General features: G+C 45.2%; 17 protein-coding genes and 3 pseudogenes. 13 read left to right on the top strand and 7 right to left on the bottom strand.

Annotation, left to right across the window (positions count from 1 at the left end):
- Entirely contained in the window at positions 1–894 is an 894-nt protein-coding gene (locus ACPEPR_RS11385; RefSeq protein WP_075174579.1) for a LysR substrate-binding domain-containing protein, read from the top strand.
- Positions 895–1,041: 147 nt separating this feature from the next.
- On the top strand, positions 1,042–1,659 hold the full coding sequence (locus ACPEPR_RS11380; RefSeq protein ID WP_005179481.1) for a glutathione S-transferase family protein: 618 nt from the start codon (positions 1,042–1,044) through the stop codon (positions 1,657–1,659).
- Between the two features lie 70 nt (positions 1,660–1,729).
- On the opposite strand, the gene ACPEPR_RS11375 is transcribed toward ACPEPR_RS11380, so the two are convergent.
- Positions 1,730–3,334 (bottom strand): bifunctional 3-(3-hydroxy-phenyl)propionate/3-hydroxycinnamic acid hydroxylase, encoded by a 1,605-nt coding sequence (locus ACPEPR_RS11375; RefSeq protein WP_168390807.1) that lies wholly within the window; start codon positions 3,332–3,334, stop codon positions 1,730–1,732.
- A 313-nt stretch (positions 3,335–3,647) separates the two neighbouring features.
- Positions 3,648–3,860 carry a hypothetical protein gene (locus ACPEPR_RS11370; protein ID WP_423562457.1) on the bottom strand — a complete coding sequence of 71 codons (213 nt, stop codon included), beginning with the start codon at positions 3,858–3,860 and terminating at the stop codon, positions 3,648–3,650.
- 456 nt (positions 3,861–4,316) lie between these two features.
- On the opposite strand from ACPEPR_RS11370, the gene ACPEPR_RS11365 reads away from it, so the two are divergent.
- The 4 genes from ACPEPR_RS11365 (at position 4,317) to ACPEPR_RS11350 (ending at position 8,386) form a co-directional block, all read left to right on the top strand.
- Entirely contained in the window at positions 4,317–5,324 is a 1,008-nt protein-coding gene (locus ACPEPR_RS11365; RefSeq protein ID WP_423562456.1) for a CobW family GTP-binding protein, read from the top strand.
- A gap of 63 nt (positions 5,325–5,387) precedes the next feature.
- Positions 5,388–5,918 carry a YaeQ family protein gene (locus ACPEPR_RS11360; protein WP_423562455.1) on the top strand — a complete coding sequence of 177 codons (531 nt, stop codon included), beginning with the start codon at positions 5,388–5,390 and terminating at the stop codon, positions 5,916–5,918.
- Positions 5,919–6,043: 125 nt separating this feature from the next.
- Positions 6,044–6,385 carry an FKBP-type peptidyl-prolyl cis-trans isomerase gene (locus ACPEPR_RS11355; RefSeq protein WP_005179461.1) on the top strand — a complete coding sequence of 114 codons (342 nt, stop codon included), beginning with the start codon at positions 6,044–6,046 and terminating at the stop codon, positions 6,383–6,385.
- A gap of 117 nt (positions 6,386–6,502) precedes the next feature.
- A complete protein-coding gene (locus ACPEPR_RS11350) occupies positions 6,503–8,386 on the top strand; it encodes a sensor domain-containing diguanylate cyclase (protein WP_423562454.1) in 1,884 nt (627 codons plus the stop codon).
- Positions 8,387–8,401: 15 nt separating this feature from the next.
- Here ACPEPR_RS11350 and ACPEPR_RS11345 read toward each other — a convergent pair whose 3' ends face one another.
- A complete protein-coding gene (locus tag ACPEPR_RS11345; RefSeq protein ID WP_228148571.1) occupies positions 8,402–8,800 on the bottom strand; it encodes a GNAT family N-acetyltransferase in 399 nt (132 codons plus the stop codon).
- Positions 8,801–9,157: 357 nt separating this feature from the next.
- On the opposite strand from ACPEPR_RS11345, the gene ACPEPR_RS11340 reads away from it, so the two are divergent.
- The 5 genes from ACPEPR_RS11340 to ACPEPR_RS11320 all read left to right on the top strand — a co-directional run bounded on the left by ACPEPR_RS11340 (position 9,158) and on the right by ACPEPR_RS11320 (position 11,913).
- Positions 9,158–9,622: a hypothetical protein gene (locus tag ACPEPR_RS11340; protein ID WP_104505545.1), complete on the top strand. Its 465-nt coding sequence runs from the start codon at positions 9,158–9,160 to the stop codon at positions 9,620–9,622.
- Between the two features lie 118 nt (positions 9,623–9,740).
- Positions 9,741–10,319, top strand: a complete 579-nt coding sequence (pnuC, locus tag ACPEPR_RS11335; RefSeq protein ID WP_104488711.1) for a nicotinamide riboside transporter PnuC — start codon at positions 9,741–9,743, stop codon at positions 10,317–10,319.
- A gap of 9 nt (positions 10,320–10,328) precedes the next feature.
- Positions 10,329–10,622, top strand: coding sequence for a hypothetical protein (locus ACPEPR_RS11330; protein ID WP_104488712.1), 294 nt, complete (start codon positions 10,329–10,331; stop codon positions 10,620–10,622).
- A 156-nt stretch (positions 10,623–10,778) separates the two neighbouring features.
- Entirely contained in the window at positions 10,779–11,276 is a 498-nt protein-coding gene (locus ACPEPR_RS11325; protein ID WP_104488713.1) for a DUF2505 domain-containing protein, read from the top strand.
- A gap of 217 nt (positions 11,277–11,493) precedes the next feature.
- Positions 11,494–11,913 carry a DsrE family protein gene (locus ACPEPR_RS11320; RefSeq protein WP_104505546.1) on the top strand — a complete coding sequence of 140 codons (420 nt, stop codon included), beginning with the start codon at positions 11,494–11,496 and terminating at the stop codon, positions 11,911–11,913.
- 63 nt (positions 11,914–11,976) lie between these two features.
- Here the strand turns inward: ACPEPR_RS11320 and ACPEPR_RS11315 are convergent.
- Positions 11,977–12,393 (bottom strand): annotated as a pseudogene (locus ACPEPR_RS11315) (helix-turn-helix domain-containing protein); the annotation flags it as partial.
- Between ACPEPR_RS11315 and ACPEPR_RS11310 the strand changes: the two are divergent.
- Positions 12,384–12,956, top strand: a pseudogene (locus ACPEPR_RS11310) (IS3 family transposase); the annotation flags it as partial. The pseudogenes ACPEPR_RS11315 and ACPEPR_RS11310 overlap by 10 nt on opposite strands.
- A gap of 35 nt (positions 12,957–12,991) precedes the next feature.
- Here the strand turns inward: ACPEPR_RS11310 and ACPEPR_RS11305 are convergent.
- Positions 12,992–13,126, bottom strand: a pseudogene (locus tag ACPEPR_RS11305) (IS982 family transposase); the annotation flags it as partial.
- Positions 13,127–13,200: 74 nt separating this feature from the next.
- Complete coding sequence (locus ACPEPR_RS11300) at positions 13,201–13,770, bottom strand: hypothetical protein (RefSeq protein WP_252726369.1); 570 nt, start codon at positions 13,768–13,770, stop codon at positions 13,201–13,203.
- Between the two features lie 223 nt (positions 13,771–13,993).
- On the opposite strand from ACPEPR_RS11300, the gene ACPEPR_RS11295 reads away from it, so the two are divergent.
- Complete coding sequence (locus ACPEPR_RS11295) at positions 13,994–15,268, top strand: glutaminase (protein ID WP_423562453.1); 1,275 nt, start codon at positions 13,994–13,996, stop codon at positions 15,266–15,268.
- Between the two features lie 92 nt (positions 15,269–15,360).
- On the opposite strand, the gene dhaL is transcribed toward ACPEPR_RS11295, so the two are convergent.
- Positions 15,361–15,999: dihydroxyacetone kinase subunit DhaL (dhaL, locus tag ACPEPR_RS11290; RefSeq protein WP_423562452.1), on the bottom strand; the 639-nt coding region annotated here is incomplete at its 5' end.

The raw sequence follows: 15,999 nt of genomic DNA, 5'->3' as shown, positions 1-15,999 counted from the left end.
ATGGAATTAAGACATTTACGTTATTTTGTTGCGGTGGCAGAAGAGCTGAACTTTACCCGGGCCGCAGCCAGAATGTATACCGTGCAGCCATCTTTAAGCCAGCAAATTAAAGATCTGGAACAGGAGGTAGGGGTACAGTTATTGCTGCGTTCCAACCGTAAAGTAGAACTGACTCCAGAAGGCGAGGCCTTTTTAAAGCAGGCGCGTTTGTGTCTGGACTATGCCGACAAAGCTATTCAGGAGGCGCGTCAGGTGGCACAGGCACAGAAAGCACAGCTGAATATTGGCTTTGTGCCGGTGGCTGAAATGAAAGTGTTTCCTTATATCATGCCGAATATTCGCGCCCAGTTTCCCGATTTAAAAATCCATTTTCATAGCCTGCCGGATGCCGAGCAGTTTAAGGCCTTAAGTCGGGCGGAAATTGATATTGCTTTTACCCGCTATCCAGATGAATCGGGAGCGTTTGAGTCAATCCGGATTTTTGATGAACCGCTGACCCTGATTGTGCCGAAGGATTCTCCGGCGGCCAGCTTAAAACATATCAGCATCAAAAGTTTTCAGCAGCAGGATTTTGTGATTAGTGATGAGCACGCTTCACCGCAGCTGTACAAAATTATTCAGGACTTTTTAAAGCAGTCCAGGCTGGAGATTCATGTGGTGCAGCATTCCACCAATATCCTGATGAACGTTAATCTGGTCGGGATGGGTGTCGGCTGGAGTCTGGTGCCGGCTTATGTGATTCCGCTACTTGGCGATAAAATTGTGGTGAAAAATACATTAGAGCCACTGCCGATGATTGGCCTCTATGCCAGCTATCGCAAACAACATCGCAGCGAAGCGATTGAGCTGATTTTAAAAGTGTTAAAAGCGCAGTTTTATATGGATTTTGGCTAAAGCAAACGTGTTACGCCCAACTACATATCGGCGCAGCCGGTTTTTTAAAATTGGTGAAGCCGTTAAAGATGGACACAAATCAACAGCGTTTCTCGCCGGACAGCAGGCTTAAAATATAAGCATTGATGCACTGTCGAGGAACTCCACATGCAACTGTATACGCATCCTCAATCACGTGGTCAGACCCTAATGCCGCTATTACAGGAGCTGCAGATTCAGGATCAGATCGAGATTATTCAGGTCAGTTGGGAAGATCTGCAACAGCCAGAGTATCGGGCCATGAATCCTTTGGGCAAAGTGCCGCTACTGGTCGATGGCCCGGTTTTTATTAGTGAAACCCCGGCAATTTTTGCCTATCTGGCTGATCATTTCTTTGAACAAGGTTTGGCCCCGGCCCTGGATGATCCGCAGCGCGGCGCCTATTTCAAATGGCTATTTTTCTGTCATGGCCCATTAACCGAATGGATTGACTTGAGCAATTTCCAGATCAGTCAGGCCCAGCTCGAACAGCATAAACGCGGTTTAGGGATGGGATTGCCGGAAGATCTGATGGCGTTTTTAAAACAGGGACTGCAGCAGGCCAACCCCTATTTGCTTGGTGAGCGTATGAGTGCCGCAGATTTGTATCTGGCGTACTGGCTGGCCTATGCCATTGCTCTGAAGGCCATTCCTTATCTGGAAGAATTCCGGCCGTATCTGCAATGGATGGCGCAGCGGCCATCCTTAAGTCAGGTGATCTGGTTTCAGCAGCTGGATCAGCATTGAAACAGCGGCATGAACATGAGCGCGAATAGCAAAAAACCACGCCTGAGCGTGGTTTTTTGAAGGGTTCATCTTATTGGGCATGCAGTTTCTGGAACAGTTGCTGACTGGTACTTTCCAGGGTTTGCGGAATTGCCAGCGCCGCAACGAAACGGTCAGGGCGTAAAATTACCACCGAGCCTGTGGTTTTGCCAAACCAGCTGCGAATTTCTGTGCCCAGATCACCAATGGTAATCACATCTGCAGAGTGTTTCGGCTGTGGATGTTTGAGCTGCACCGCAGGAATTACCTGAATAAATTTCACCCCCAGTTTCTGCCATTGCTGCATGCTGCTGTCAGACAGTCCCCATTTTGGATCAACTCCCCAGGCGATAATCGCAAAATCATTGCCCAGTACGTCATCCAGCAGCACCGTTTCACCTGAGGCCAGTTGTACCTGCGGCTGAATAAACATTTTACCGACCGGCGAGTGTTTATCGGTTTGTGGCAACAGGGCGCCATCCTGATATTTCGGCATCGGCTTAAAGCGCATTTCCAGCAAATACTGTTTAATGGGCTTGATGTAATTCAGCACATAGGAAATACCATCACGGATAATACCTTGCCATTGTTTTGGCGGCGCCAGCACATGCCCGGCCATCACCGATAAATCAATCATGGCTTTGGCATGGTCTTTACGTTCAATCTGGTACGAATCGAGCAGCTCGGCAGCGGCTTTGCCCTGAATCACCAGCGCCATTTTCCAGGCCAGGTTAAAGGCATCACGCATGCCGCTGTTATAGCCCTGACCCTGCCATACCGGCATAATGTGTGCTGCATCACCGGCCAGTAAAATCCGGTCAACACGGAATTTTTCGGCAATACGCGCATTGTGGGTATAGACGCGCTGGCGAATCACCTCGATGCCATCGGTGGTTGGCAGTACTTTAGACAGTAACTTGGCGATATTTTCCGGTTTGCTCAGTTCTTCCTGGGTTTCGCCCGGCATCACCATAAACTCGAAACGGCGGATGCCATGTGGCAGGGCGGCGGACACATAAGGACGCACCGGGTCACAGCACAGATAAATATGTGGCGTGGCCAGTGGGTCATTATCAATATCAATCACAATCCACTGGTTCGGAGCTGTTTTACCATCAAAGGCAATATTCAGACGACGGCGTACCAGAGAGTTGCCGCCATCGCAGGCAATCAGATATTGTGCCTGAATCACTTCCTGCTGACCCTCACGGGTATGCAGTTTGAGCGTCACGCCGTTGGCATCCTGAATAAATTCGGTCAGTTCCCGGGAAAAAAGCACTTGGGTCTGTTCATATTGGGTCAAGCCGTTTAACAGCACCTGATCGACCTGCGGCTGGATAAAGGCATTACGGCGCGAGAAACCAAATTCGCGGGTCAGCGGTTGAATATCGGCGAAGCAGCGGCCTTTTGGGGTAAGAAAGCGCATGGCATGATTGGGCGTGGTATGCGGCAAGACCTGATCGACCAGACCTAAAGACTGAATAGTCCGCAACGATTCATCATCAATCCCGATGGCGCGTGGGTAATCAATCAGGCGATCCAGCTGTTCCACCACCATCACCTGAATACCTTGTTTGCTTAAATAGTTGGCGATGGTTAAGCCGACCGGACCGGCACCCAGAATTGCCACTTCAGTTGTATAGTTTGTTGTGTTCATCGCGAGGTCCATCCATCACGTCAGATTAACGCCCATTAACGGTGAAAGGCCGGGATTCAACAAGTTATGCCATAGTGGAAACAGAGGTCGACTGTAGAGGATAGTAAATAAGATGATTTTTATAATTTGTTGATTAGATGAATATTTATAATAAAAATACAATCATTCAGGATGATGTTACGATCATTTATTTCTATAGTAAAAAGACCATTTCCATAAAAAAGTGAAACCGCATCAAAGCGGTTTCACCTTCACACAATGGTATTTAATACGGTGCTGCCATCAAAAATAGCAACGCACAGTATGGTAACTCTTAACGTGCAGTTTTCTCTTTTTCATCGCTTGACGCGGCTTCAGACGCAGGCTGATCTGCTGCCCCGGCATTGGCCGCTGCTGCTGGCTGCTCCTGGGTGCTGACAATCACTTTGTCTTCAGTTTGGGTATTGGCTGGTGCTGCCGGTGCAGCAAAAGTGGTTGCGGTAGCAGCCGCAAACGTGGTCGCAAGTAAAATTTGAGTTAATTTCATGTTAGGCATCCTTTAATATTCATTTTAGAGTTGACCTCGTATGCACATCACCTGCATCGAGGACAGGCTTCATGCTATGCCGCAGTAGGAGATTGAGCAATCGAAGCAACAAAGCAAAAAATCTGCTTAACATTGGCTCTACATGAATGAAGAAAATGTAGCAATTGGGTAAGAATTTACCGTTTTTTGCATCTAAAATCGGCGAACTTACAGAGGAGATAGCTCGAACTATCCCCATGCCGAGATAAATAAAATTACATTGCTACCGATATTGCAGCGTTACAGGAAAAAACTGCGGGCAGATAAATGTAATTAAATTTTTCTAAAAGATAGCAAAGGTAGGCGCATTTTCTGGCTCAAGCTGAAAAAATCTCAGCCAGAAAGCCGCAGTGCTGGCTTGAACCACATGGCAATCTTGCATAGCATGCAAACGTTGCCCAGCCAAAGAGTAGACCTGTGAAACTGATTGCACCGACACGCGCCGTTCCAACCCATATTATTTCCGGTTTTCTGGGAGCCGGGAAAACCACGCTGTTACAGCAGTTGCTGCGCCAAAAGCCGGAGCAGGAAGTCTGGGCGGTGTTGATGAACGAATTTGGCCAGATCGGCATCGACCAGCAGATTTTGCCGCAAAGTGACGGTTTTGAAATTAAGGAACTGCTCGGTGGCTGTTTATGTTGCAGCAGCCAGTTACCAATGCAGATTGCCTTGTCACGCTTGCTAGATGAAGCCAAGCCCGACCGGCTGTTTATTGAACCTACCGGATTGGGCCATCCGCTGCAATTACTGGAACAGCTGACCGAACCGCACTGGCACAGCCATCTGGATATGTGCGCCTTGGTCACGGTGGTGGATGGTTCACGTTTGCACGATGCCGACTGGACCCAGCAAAACCTGTATACCGACCAGTTAAAAGCCGCCCAGATTATTGTGATTTCACATCCGGATCAGATGCAGCCGGCAGATGAACAGGGCCTGGAAAAATTAAAACAGGAATATCAGGCCTATGCACCGCGCTGGCTAGCTGCTGAAAACGGTCAGCTGCCATTGGCTGAAATTGATCTGGCCCATGTCGGCATCCAGCGTAAAATCCAGCCTTTATTGCAGCTGCAACGCACACTGCCGGCACAGGCAGAGCTGCCGGAAATTAAACAGTTTCCCTATCATTATGTGGAAACGGCGCAGGGGTATTCGGTGGCCGGCTGGAAATTTTCCCGGCGCTGGCAATTTGACTTTTATGCATTGCTGGATCTGCTCTGTGAGCAGCAGGACTGGTTGCGGATTAAAGCAATTTTTCACACCAATCAGGGCTGGAAAACCTTTAATTTCAATCCGCAGCAATTTAACTATCAGTCATCGCCCGAAAATACCGATAACCGGATCGAGCTGATTTATCGTAACACCCGGGACTGGAGTGTGTTTGAGGAACAGCTGCTGGCCTGTCGTATTGACAATACTGCCTAGAATCTGTTCAGCACGGGGCAGCAAAATCCGATATGCTAGGCGCCAAATTTGAGGATCACGTGTATGGCGCTTAAAGCAACAATTTATAAAGCAGATTTAAATATTGCCAATATGGATGTGCATCAATATGGTGACTATCAGCTCACCATGGCCTTGCATCCGTCTGAAACCATCGAGCGCCTGATGGTGCGTATTCTGGCATTTGCCCGCTATGCCGATGAGGCACTGGAATTCACCAAAGACCTGTTTGAAACCGATGAGCCGGCGCTGTGGCAAAAAGATCTCACAGGTCAGCTAATAAACTGGATTGAAGTCGGCTGCCCGGATGAAGACAAGGTCAAAAAAGCCAGTGCCCGTTGCCAGCAGGTGGCGGTGGTGGCCTATGGCAGCAATGTCGATGACTGGTATAAACGCTCCAGCAAGCTGAAAAACCTGAAAAATGTTCAGGTCTGGAAACTGTCTACCGCCACCACCGAAGCAATTCAGCAACTGTGTGAACGTACCATGCAGCTACAGTTAAATGTGATGGATGGCGAATGGACCTTAATTGGCGATCAGGCCCAGGCCGTGATTGAATGGGAACAGTTGCAGTAACCCATCCGGTTGCTGCTGTGGTGTCAGGTCAATAAACGGCTGCAATTTAGCGGCCTAAATTATGCAGCTGTCATCAATTCCTTTTATACTCATGCACAATTGATTTGGTTGAAGAGAGCAGACGCATGTCAAAAGAATTAGAAATTATTGATTTAAAAGTGGGTGAGGGCAAAGAAGCGGTCAAAGGCGCTTTAATTACCACTCACTATACCGGCTGGCTGGAAGATGGTACCAAGTTCGACTCTTCCATTGACCGCGGTAACTATTTTGAAACCGTGATTGGTACCGGCCGTGTGATTAAAGGTTGGGATCAGGGCATTCTCGGGATGAAAGTTGGCGGTAAGCGCAAGCTGATCGTGCCATCCCATTTGGCATATGGCGAGCGTAAAATTGGCAATATTATTCCGGCCAATTCCAACCTGATTTTTGAAATTGAATTATTTGACGTGAAAACCCGCGACGAATAAGCCTTCCACATTCCCTGACCGGAGAACAGGATGTCTCTGGTCGGCTTGTGCAAAAATAGTGCAAAAAGTAATTTGAAAGCCCTTCAATACACAGTACATTAAAATTATTCCTTTCCAATGTCTGCAGGGATTATCATTTTATTGGAACAGCGCGCGTACTTTCGGATTCCTCTCCTGTTGATGGCCTGGCTGTGTCTGTGTGCACTCAGCCTTGCTCCGGCGCGAGCACATCATTATGATTCCCCACCAGACTCCTATTATCAGCAGCAGCTGATTACGACCCTGCAGTTTAGTGAACGCTCCAGCACCAATTTGGATGGTTCATGGCTGTTTTACAATCAGCAGTTTATTCAACAGCCCAGTGCAGTACTGACTGCAGAACGGGTGCATTTACCGGCTTCTTTTCAGCAACTGACTGGCCAAATGGAAGGCTATGGCACATTTATTGGGCATTTTCAGTTGCCAAAAGAGTTTGTCGGTCGCCGCATTGCGATCTGGATGCCTAGCCAGCAGGGTGCCTACCGGGTGTATTTAAATGGTGAGCCGCTGGCACGCGTGGGGGAAGCCGGTCCTGATGCTGCCCGCCATGAAAACGGCAATAGTCATCGGCTTGCCTATTTTATTGCCGACAGTGAATATTTTACCCTGGCGATTCAGGCCTCCAGTTTCCAGAACTTCGGGGGCGGGCTGGAACATTCAATAAAAATTGGACTCAGCCGTACCATAAACTACCAATACCAGCGCCTGATGATGAGCGTGGCCATGATCAGCGGTGGGGTGCTCGGGATTGGACTGTTTACCCTGGTCTTTTCCTTTTTCCGTGGGGTGATGCCGCCGAATGCACAAAGTGTGTTTGTCTTTGGCATTTTTATTGTGTTTCTGGCGCTGCATAACCTGTTTGCAGCCCCGTATGCCTATACCGCCTTTACCGACATTAACTGGATCTGGGGACTGCGGCTGCAATATCTGTTCAGTTTTCTGGCCATTTTATTTTTCTTGAGCTATATGTTCCTGTTTAACCAGCGTTATTTACATCGCTGGGTATATTGTGCTGCGCTGCTGTTAATAGCCATTAATCTGGTCGCTGCATTATGGGCACCGCCGATGGTGCTGGAACAGCTGGCGTTATGGAGTTCTTTATTCAGTCTGCTGGTACTGGTCAATTTTATCTACGGTTTTGCCGAAACTTTGCGGCAGAAACTGAGTTATTCCAAATTAACCATATGTGCAGTATTGCTGCTGTTTGGCAGCTTTATTCATGATCTGTTGCTGGCCTTAAACCTGATTGAATCAATTGCTTTATCGTTTATTTCTACCAGTCTGTATGCCTTGCTGATTATGCTGCAGCAGGCACGTAACTATGCGCGTGATACTGCCTATATTGAAAAACTGAATAACCGTTTGCTGAGCCTGAATAATTCGCTGGATGTTAAAGTCAAGGAACGTACCGCCCAGTTAAGCCAGTTAAATGCCAAGCTGGAATTGCAGGTAAAAATTGATGCGCTGACCGGTGCCTATAATCGCCGTGCCTTGAATGATGAAATCCTGCTACGTTTTGAGCAGACCTGTCAGCAGCCTGAACATACCCTGGCGTTTGTGATGCTGGATGTCGATTATTTTAAAAAATATAACGATCATTATGGCCACTTAAAAGGAGATCAGGTTTTGCAGCAGCTGGTGCTGATCTTAAATCGCGCCTTGCCTGAAAATGCCTATGTAGCGCGTTATGGTGGTGAAGAATTTGCCTTGATACTGCACAATGTCCCAATTGCCTTATTAGAGCCGATGATGGCACAGGTATTACAGGCGGTTCGTGCCGAGCAAATGCAGCACATTGCCCGTCAGGATACGAAAGACTATGTTACGGTCAGTATGGGCGTGGCCTGGATGACCGGCAAGCAGCCCTATGCCAGTGTACTGGAATTTATGAAAGCAGCCGATCAGCAGCTGTATCTGGCCAAAGAAGCCGGCCGGGATCAGTGCAGGATTGCCGGACATTAAGCCAGAGAAAAATCTTTAGTCCAGATATTTGACCAAAGGAATATGTAAAACAGGCTCAATTGCCTGCGGCTGAATCTGAAAGCCATATTTTTGATAAAAGGGCAGCGCCGTGCGGGTGCTGGCCAGCACAATCCGTTTCATCTGGCGTTGCTGATAATAATGCAGCACTTCATTGAGCAGCAGCTTGCCAATACCGCGCTGCTGGACATCGGGTGCGACATAATTCATTAAAACTTCACCCTGATCGCTGGCCAGAATAAAACCGACCACCTGATGCTGAAGCTCATACACCCAGCAGTTGTTATAGTGCATCAGTAACAGCAGATTTTCCTGATTTTTATTTTCGAGCAGGCGTTGAATCTTGATTTCACGATGTTGATGATCGAGGCTACAGGATCGGATACTGTCGTGCAAAACGCGAATAAGGCTCGGGACATCTTGAATTCGAGCGGATCTAATTATTGTGTTGGTAAAGGCATAAACAAGCACCTATTTGAATGTAAATAAACCTTCAATAAAATGACAATCTTGTTGTGATTTACGCAGTTTTTTAGGCGTTGTGAGAATTTTTTATTGGGGGATTGATACTGTTTTGTGTCAAAATGAATAAAAAGACAGCAGTTTGGCAGCGCAGATGCGATGGGGTCATCTTGATGAGCGCATGGAATCATCCTCATCGTCAGGCATGATCCATCTGTAAGAGTGCTGAAATAAGAGACACGAGACCAAACGTTGGGAAATGAGAACCGAACCATTGAGGTAAGCGGGCTTATGGCAAAAATACTGGCAATCCTCCTGATTTTTCTGGCCTTTTATGCGCTGTGGAAAGTCATGATCAAAATCAGAATTAACCGTGCCTTTCAGAAACATCAGGCCGCCTATTGCAATATGGTACAAGGCCCGATTAGCCAGAAATGCCCGCGACCGGTTGAAGAGGTGATTGAAGAAGTCGCTGCCTATGAACAGCAACTGTTTGATGATGTCGCAGCGTTATTTTTAAGCCTAAAAGTTTCTACTTCCGACCCTGATGATGCCACAACCATACAGCAAGAATTACTCAATAAAATGCCTGCTAAAGCCCAAACGCAGATTCGTCAGTTAGATTTAGGTGAGTGGTCGATTTACTGGAGTTTTTATCAACAATCTTTGGAATATTATGTGGGTAAATATGGTGTTTTTATTACCCATGTAGACCGTTTTGGACAAGAACATAAATATAATCATGCAGATGTATAAAGCCAATTTTATCGGGTGTTTATTTTTATTGTTTTGACTTGTGCTTAACTCAGTCTGAGTTTGAGCAGTATTACAGAAACAAGGTATCATGCATTTTTCTTTTTCATAGGCTGCATCAATGTCGGTTTTAGAAATAATTGCTGTATTGATCAGTGTCTTAGGCGTGACGTTAACCATCAAACGGCATATTGCTTGTTGGGTGGTAAATTTTATTGCCTGTTTGTTGTATGCCTATTTATTCTTTGAATATCAATTGTATGGCGAAACAGTATTGCAAACCTTATTTATGGTAATGGCAATTTACGGTTTTTACCAGTGGAAAACTACACAGCAAGACACTCAAGCCATCGTGATTCAGACCTTATCGCAAAATAAAATGCTGCAGCAGCTTATACTCAGTATGGGCTTGGGGCTTATTTTTGGTCTAAGTTTAATGCAGTGGACGCAGGCATCTGTACCGTTATTAGATGCACAACTTGCAGCTTTGAGTCTGTTGGCAACCTATTGGACCAGTCGTAAATATTTGGCTACATGGTTGCTTTGGATTGTGGTCGATCTACTCTACGTAGGCATGTTTATTTATAAAGCTTTATTTTTAACCGCAGCGCTTTATGTAGGATTTGTGGTATTGGCTTATTTAGGATGGCGTGAATGGAGCAAAATACGTCAGCAACAACATGTGCAAGTTTTGCCTTAAAGGATAAGCATGAGTAACCTGATCCATTTTAAACAGGCACAGCTTGCTCAGTTTGATCATCTTGCACAAAATATTCTGTCTAATCCAGAACGTTATTTACAGTTCGATTCAATTGCAGATTTTTATCAAGCCCAATGGTTGGATGATTTTCCTCAAGGCACCACTTGGTATGCCACAGGATTGGATGATGGGGCAGAGCATTTTTATGCCAAAATCGAATTTTGTGGGCATTATCTTACTTTATATAGTCATGATATTTATGCTGCTGAATTTGGCATCCTACACACAGATTTGAACAATTAGAGTCAATGACAACAGGTGGAAAAAATACTTTAATAGCCTGAAAATAAAGTTGTATTTAGGATATAAAACAACTTATACCCGTTGAGCATCAGCCAAATTATATTGCACGATGATGCTAGACCTACTCCATCAATAAACAAAATAAAAGGAACTCAAATGGCTCATCAATTTACTGTTAATGCCACTATTCATGGCGTTTCAATTGACGAATTTAAGCGTTTAGTGGCAGATATTGCGTTACATGAAGCGGTGTGTAAACGTATTCCAGGTGAAAATTTAGAAATTTTAGAATCAAAAAAGAATGGTGATATTTACACCCTGCGTCGTGCTTATAACTTGGATGTGAATATTCCAGATATGGCAAAAAAACTATTAAAAGATGCATTTCGTTTAAAACGTAATGATGTGACCAACTTATCAGCACTTACTTCTACAGTTGAGTTGGGCGCTAACTTACCTTTGGAAGCCAAAGGCGAGCGTACCGTTACAGGTAATCAAGAAAAAATTGAAATTCAGTTGGACTGGACCATTAAAGTTAAAGTTCCATTGATTGGTGGTATGTTAGAAAAACATGCAGAAGGTGAAATCCGTCGTTTCAGTGAGCTAGAAATTAGCATTGTAGAAGATGAGCTTAAGAAAAATTTAGCCGCTTAAACTGTTTATTTAAAACACGAATGCTTAATTTGTATTTAGCGCTGCCTATTGGGTGGCGCTTTGTTTTTTTTGTAGCTGGGATGGCTGCACTTGGTCATTTGCAGCACTGGTTTTTAAGTCAATTGTAGATGCGAAGCATAATATATTAATTATTTAAATATATTATATTTATTATGCTACTATTTTAATCACATCTAAATTGACTCTGAGATCAACCATGAAATTGATTAAGCTGTTGTGTCTGTCTTTATTCCTGAGCTTTGCAAGTCTATCGCCTGCTATGGCAGAGAATAACAAAGATCCGCTATTTGTATTGCTCACCAGTAATGATGCACACCGTACCAAAATGGCAATTGGCATGAGCAATAACCAGTTTGGCAAAGGTCATCCACTGACCATTTACTTGGTTGATCAGGGTGTGATGTTGGCATCTAACCGTTTTGAACATAAATATGCTGAGCATCAAAAAATGCTAAAAAGCATTATGGCCAAAGGTGGTGAGGTCTATATTTGCAAAATGTGTATGGATCAGTATGGTGTTGCCGAGGGTGATTTAATCAAAGGTTTAAAATATTCAAATCCAGATGTGATGGGTGAAGCGATTTTCCGCCCAGGCACACAGACCCTGAGTTGGTAATATTGCTGCTTTAAAGTGCAAAAGCCTTGTTGAAAAACAAGGCTTTTTTTATTGAAGGAAGTTTTAACGCATGGCGTATTTTTTTAAACGATAATCCAGTGCGGCAAGTGAAATTCCCAATAAGCGGGCAGCTTCAGATACATTCTGTTTGGCTTTTTGCATGGCGGTCATAATCAATTGTTGCTCATGCTGTTCTAAGTCAAAACCTTCGGTGACCAATCTGTCTAAATCTGTGCTGTCTTGCACATCTTCAGCATCGTGTTCATGCTTTTGTGGGAATAACGCATTCAGTTTAATCATTTGTTGCGCTTCGGTGAGCAGTACTGCACGCTCCAACAAGTTTTCCAGTTCACGAATGTTGCCTGGCCAAGCATAACTTTGCATAAAGGCGGTGGCTTTTTCACTTACTCCCTGAATTTGTTTGTCGTACATTTTTTCAAAGCGTTTTAAAAAGTGCTCAACTAAAAGGGGGATATCTTCAGAATCACAAGCGGGTTTACCGCATTTACTGTGAGTTGGCACTGAATCTGCGTATTAAACCGAGAAGAAGACTAAAACGGCATGCGCCTGAACCATTGAAAGAACCAATCCGAGAAAATCAGGTTTGGTCATTAGATTTTATGCATGATCAGCTTTCCGATGGTCGCAAGTTTCGATTATTGAATGTGATTGATGATTACCGCCGCGAAGGCCTAGCCACTGAAGCAGGGTTCTCATTGCCCACAATCAGGGTTATTCGTACGTTGAATCAATTGCTGGAGTGGAGAGAAAAACCGTTAGTGATCCGATGCGATAATGGTCCCGAATTTGTGCGCTGGGCTACTGAGCACGGTATTCGTATTGAATATATTCAACCGGGTAAGCCACAGCAGAATGCGTATATTGAACGCTATAATCGGACCATACGTTATAGTTGGCTGAGCAAGCATTTATTTGATACTTTGGATGAAGTACAAGATTATGCAACAAACTGGTTGTGGCATTACAACCATGAAAGACCACATCAAGCTAACAAAGGAAAGCCACCTCTAATGGCTGCTTAACCTCTACTTTTAACTTCGGTTATTTATGGGAGGATTACCTCTGAAATTGTGAGTTGAGCAGTTCTGATTCTTAAGGAACCACAGTTTTGTTTGAGAAACTCCCAATAAGTTGATTCAAATTTAAGAAAAAAATCATCAATTACGCAGAATAATTCGGTACTATTGAACATCAGGACTAGAGTTGTGAGTTTGGTGTGGTAACTCAACTGATGGCTCTAGTCCTCTTATTTTTCAAGTCAATTTCTTATCCGCGATTCAGGTTACTTAAAATCTGGTTGGTCGGCTGTAATACCACAAACAGATACAGGGTGCGCAGCGCAATCACCGCGCTTAACAGCAACAGTGACAGGCGTAACAGGCGATCCAGTTTCTGCTTGAGCTTGACCTGATATAAAGCCTTTAAATTATGCGAAAAAATCAGGGTAATGGTGATGGTTAGCACCAGCATCCTCTGTGCATATTGCTCATCAAACACCGAAAAATACACATAAATTGACTCAGCAATAATGGCAATTAGCACCAGCAGAAATGCCCAGCGCGTGGTGACATTCAGCCGCAAATGAATGGCATGGGTGAACATCGCACAGCTGATAAACAGCAGCGTGGACGGAATAAAGCTAAAGGTCGGTAACACTTGGGCAGAGACCACAGTAATGATCAGTACGGCCAGACCCGTACATAGGGTCGATGCGGCATACCACAGAAAATAGGTGGGAATCGGTTGGAACAGCCGCAGCAGCAGAATGACGCTGCCAAAGGCCATTATAAACAGCGGGATTAGCGCACTGTAGAGGGAGAAATTTTCGGCTAACATGAACAAATTGCAGGTAAGTCAAAAAATCGCGCCATCATAGCAGCTTCTCCCAGACAGTGATCTAAAACAGTGCACAATCTTGAACGCATAATTGAATCAAGAAGATTTAGAAAAGCGATGCGTGTAGCGATGCTGTAACTGTCGGGCCAAAACGCGCCGGCTTGCGGTATAAAATAAAGTTGCCATCTACAACAATGATAATGCCCAAAGAAGGACCCATCTTATGCAAACGCCTGTTCCAGATTATTTAAAGCATGTTTTGTCACAATGTCAGCGCAATACAGACGGGCAGCTGGCCGATTATATCCCTGAGCTGGCAGCAGTAGATCCGGATAAATTTGCTTTGGCACTCTCTACCGTAGATGGCACGATCTATTCCACCGGTGATGACGAAGTTGAGTTTACCATGCAGTCCATGTCCAAGCCCTTTGCCTATGCTCTGGCTTTGCAGAAAGTCGGCTTGACCAAGGTCATGGAAAAAGTAGGCGTGGAACCTTCGGGCGAAGCCTTTAACCAGATTTCACTGGAGAAGGATTCCAATATTCCAAAAAATCCGATGATCAATTCGGGTGCTATTACCACCCATTCTCTGATTCCCTATAAACGAACAGTGTCCCGTGCCGAACAATTGCGCCGTTTTTTAAGTGGTCTGGCGGGGCGTGAACTGAGTTTTGATAGCGAAGTATATACCTCTGAACTGAAAACAGCATTTCGTAACAGATCCCTGGGCTATATGCTGCGTACCGTGGGGGTGCTGGAAGAAGATCCAGAAGCGATTGTTAATGGTTATATCAAGCAGTGTTCAATCAAGGTGACGGTCAAAGACCTGGCGATGATAGCCGGGGTACTCGCCAACGGCGGAATTCAGCCACAGACTGGTAAAAAATTGCTGGACCGTTCTGTAGTGCGGCAAGTCCTGAGTGTGATGCTCACTTGCGGCATGTATGATGCTGCCGGTGACTGGCTGACCACCGTGGGTATTCCGGCCAAAAGTGGGGTTGCAGGCGGTATTATCGGAGTGTTACCTGGACAGGTGGGTATCGCCGTGTTTTCTCCGAGAATTGATGAGCATGGACATAGTGTGCGTGGCGTCGATATTTTTGAGCGTATGTCCCGGGAAATGGGGCTGCATTTAATGGAAGGGACGCCATCGGCACAAACTATTTTGCAAAGCCGTTATCTCACCGGTAAACGTGATCATGTGGTGGTGTACGAACTGCGTGGCGTATTACAGTTTACCGAATCGGAAATGCTGCTGCGTATTTTGCAAGATGAACCGGAAGATAAAAAGCGAATTGTGTTGGATCTGACCAATTTGACCTTAATTCATAATGTCGGTGCCCGAATGTTATTTGAAGGTGTGGCTCGTTTGAAAAAGGATGGTCATCCAGTCGTGGTGGTCGACTCGGAAGGAATTTTAAGTGAAGCCCAAATGAAGGGAAATAAAAGGGTCGTGGTCAAAGAAAAACTGACCAAGTATCTGGAAAAATTTCAATAGACGTTTTTCTGCCAGCTTGCTTCAGAATAGGATATCTGTCAGTAAATAAAAAAGCCCCGATAATGCGAGGCTTTTTTCAAATCTTGAAATTCTTATTTAATATGCTCAGCAATATCGGTAAAGATTACGCCTAACCCATGTGCACCTGCATCAGGATAGCCCAAGCTACGGTCACCGACCGTACCGGCACGACCCATACGCGCCACGATGTCTTTGGTGGATTTTGCACCTTTTACTGCCGCCGCTGCACCCAACACAAAGTTTTCTTTAAACGTCTTGTCGGTATTGGCAGACCAGGAATCTGCACATGGCACTAAGGCATCAATCAGGGTTTTGTCACCCAACACAGCGCCACGACCAAATGAGCGTTCACCTGTTACCTGAATGCCTTTTACTGCTGCTTGAAGCATATCGGCAAAATCTGTCACGCTTAATGTGTTTTTGCCTTGAATGGCTTTACTCGCAGCACGGAATGCAGAACCCCAGATTGGACCTGATGCCCCACCACAATGCTCCATGATGATCATCGAACTGTTCAGTAAGAATTCATCCATGTACTGTGCCTGGATCAGACTTTGCCATTCTTTTTTAAGTTGTTTAAAACCTTTAGCCACGCTCATACCAAAATCGCCATCACCTGCATGTGCATCTAATTCACAAAACGGCACTTCATTTTTAATGATACATGCTGCCATCACATCGACCACATAACGCATATTTTCAATGGTGAA

It is taken from the genome of Acinetobacter sp. AND/436, assembly GCF_049546925.1.
In the GTDB taxonomy this organism is placed as follows: domain Bacteria; phylum Pseudomonadota; class Gammaproteobacteria; order Pseudomonadales; family Moraxellaceae; genus Acinetobacter; species Acinetobacter indicus.
Note: the sequence above shows the minus strand (reverse complement) of the source record. Positions and strands in the feature narration are given on the sequence as shown.

Excerpts from the sequence above, each read along its gene's own strand:
- ACPEPR_RS11380 (WP_005179481.1), top strand. The coding sequence starts at position 1,042 with ATGCAACTGTATACGCATCCTCAATCACGTGGTCAGACCCTAATGCCG.
- ACPEPR_RS11370 (WP_423562457.1), bottom strand. The coding sequence starts at position 3,860 with ATGAAATTAACTCAAATTTTACTTGCGACCACGTTTGCGGCTGCTACC.
- ACPEPR_RS11340 (WP_104505545.1), top strand. The coding sequence starts at position 9,158 with ATGGCAAAAATACTGGCAATCCTCCTGATTTTTCTGGCCTTTTATGCG.
- ACPEPR_RS11385 (WP_075174579.1), top strand. The coding sequence starts at position 1 with ATGGAATTAAGACATTTACGTTATTTTGTTGCGGTGGCAGAAGAGCTG.
- ACPEPR_RS11375 (WP_168390807.1), bottom strand. The coding sequence starts at position 3,334 with ATGAACACAACAAACTATACAACTGAAGTGGCAATTCTGGGTGCCGGT.
- ACPEPR_RS11355 (WP_005179461.1), top strand. The coding sequence starts at position 6,044 with ATGTCAAAAGAATTAGAAATTATTGATTTAAAAGTGGGTGAGGGCAAA.
- ACPEPR_RS11360 (WP_423562455.1), top strand. The coding sequence starts at position 5,388 with ATGGCGCTTAAAGCAACAATTTATAAAGCAGATTTAAATATTGCCAAT.
- ACPEPR_RS11325 (WP_104488713.1), top strand. The coding sequence starts at position 10,779 with ATGGCTCATCAATTTACTGTTAATGCCACTATTCATGGCGTTTCAATT.
- ACPEPR_RS11295 (WP_423562453.1), top strand. The coding sequence starts at position 13,994 with ATGCAAACGCCTGTTCCAGATTATTTAAAGCATGTTTTGTCACAATGT.
- pnuC (WP_104488711.1), top strand. The coding sequence starts at position 9,741 with ATGTCGGTTTTAGAAATAATTGCTGTATTGATCAGTGTCTTAGGCGTG.
- ACPEPR_RS11330 (WP_104488712.1), top strand. The coding sequence starts at position 10,329 with ATGAGTAACCTGATCCATTTTAAACAGGCACAGCTTGCTCAGTTTGAT.
- ACPEPR_RS11300 (WP_252726369.1), bottom strand. The coding sequence starts at position 13,770 with ATGTTAGCCGAAAATTTCTCCCTCTACAGTGCGCTAATCCCGCTGTTT.
- ACPEPR_RS11350 (WP_423562454.1), top strand. The coding sequence starts at position 6,503 with ATGTCTGCAGGGATTATCATTTTATTGGAACAGCGCGCGTACTTTCGG.
- ACPEPR_RS11320 (WP_104505546.1), top strand. The coding sequence starts at position 11,494 with ATGAAATTGATTAAGCTGTTGTGTCTGTCTTTATTCCTGAGCTTTGCA.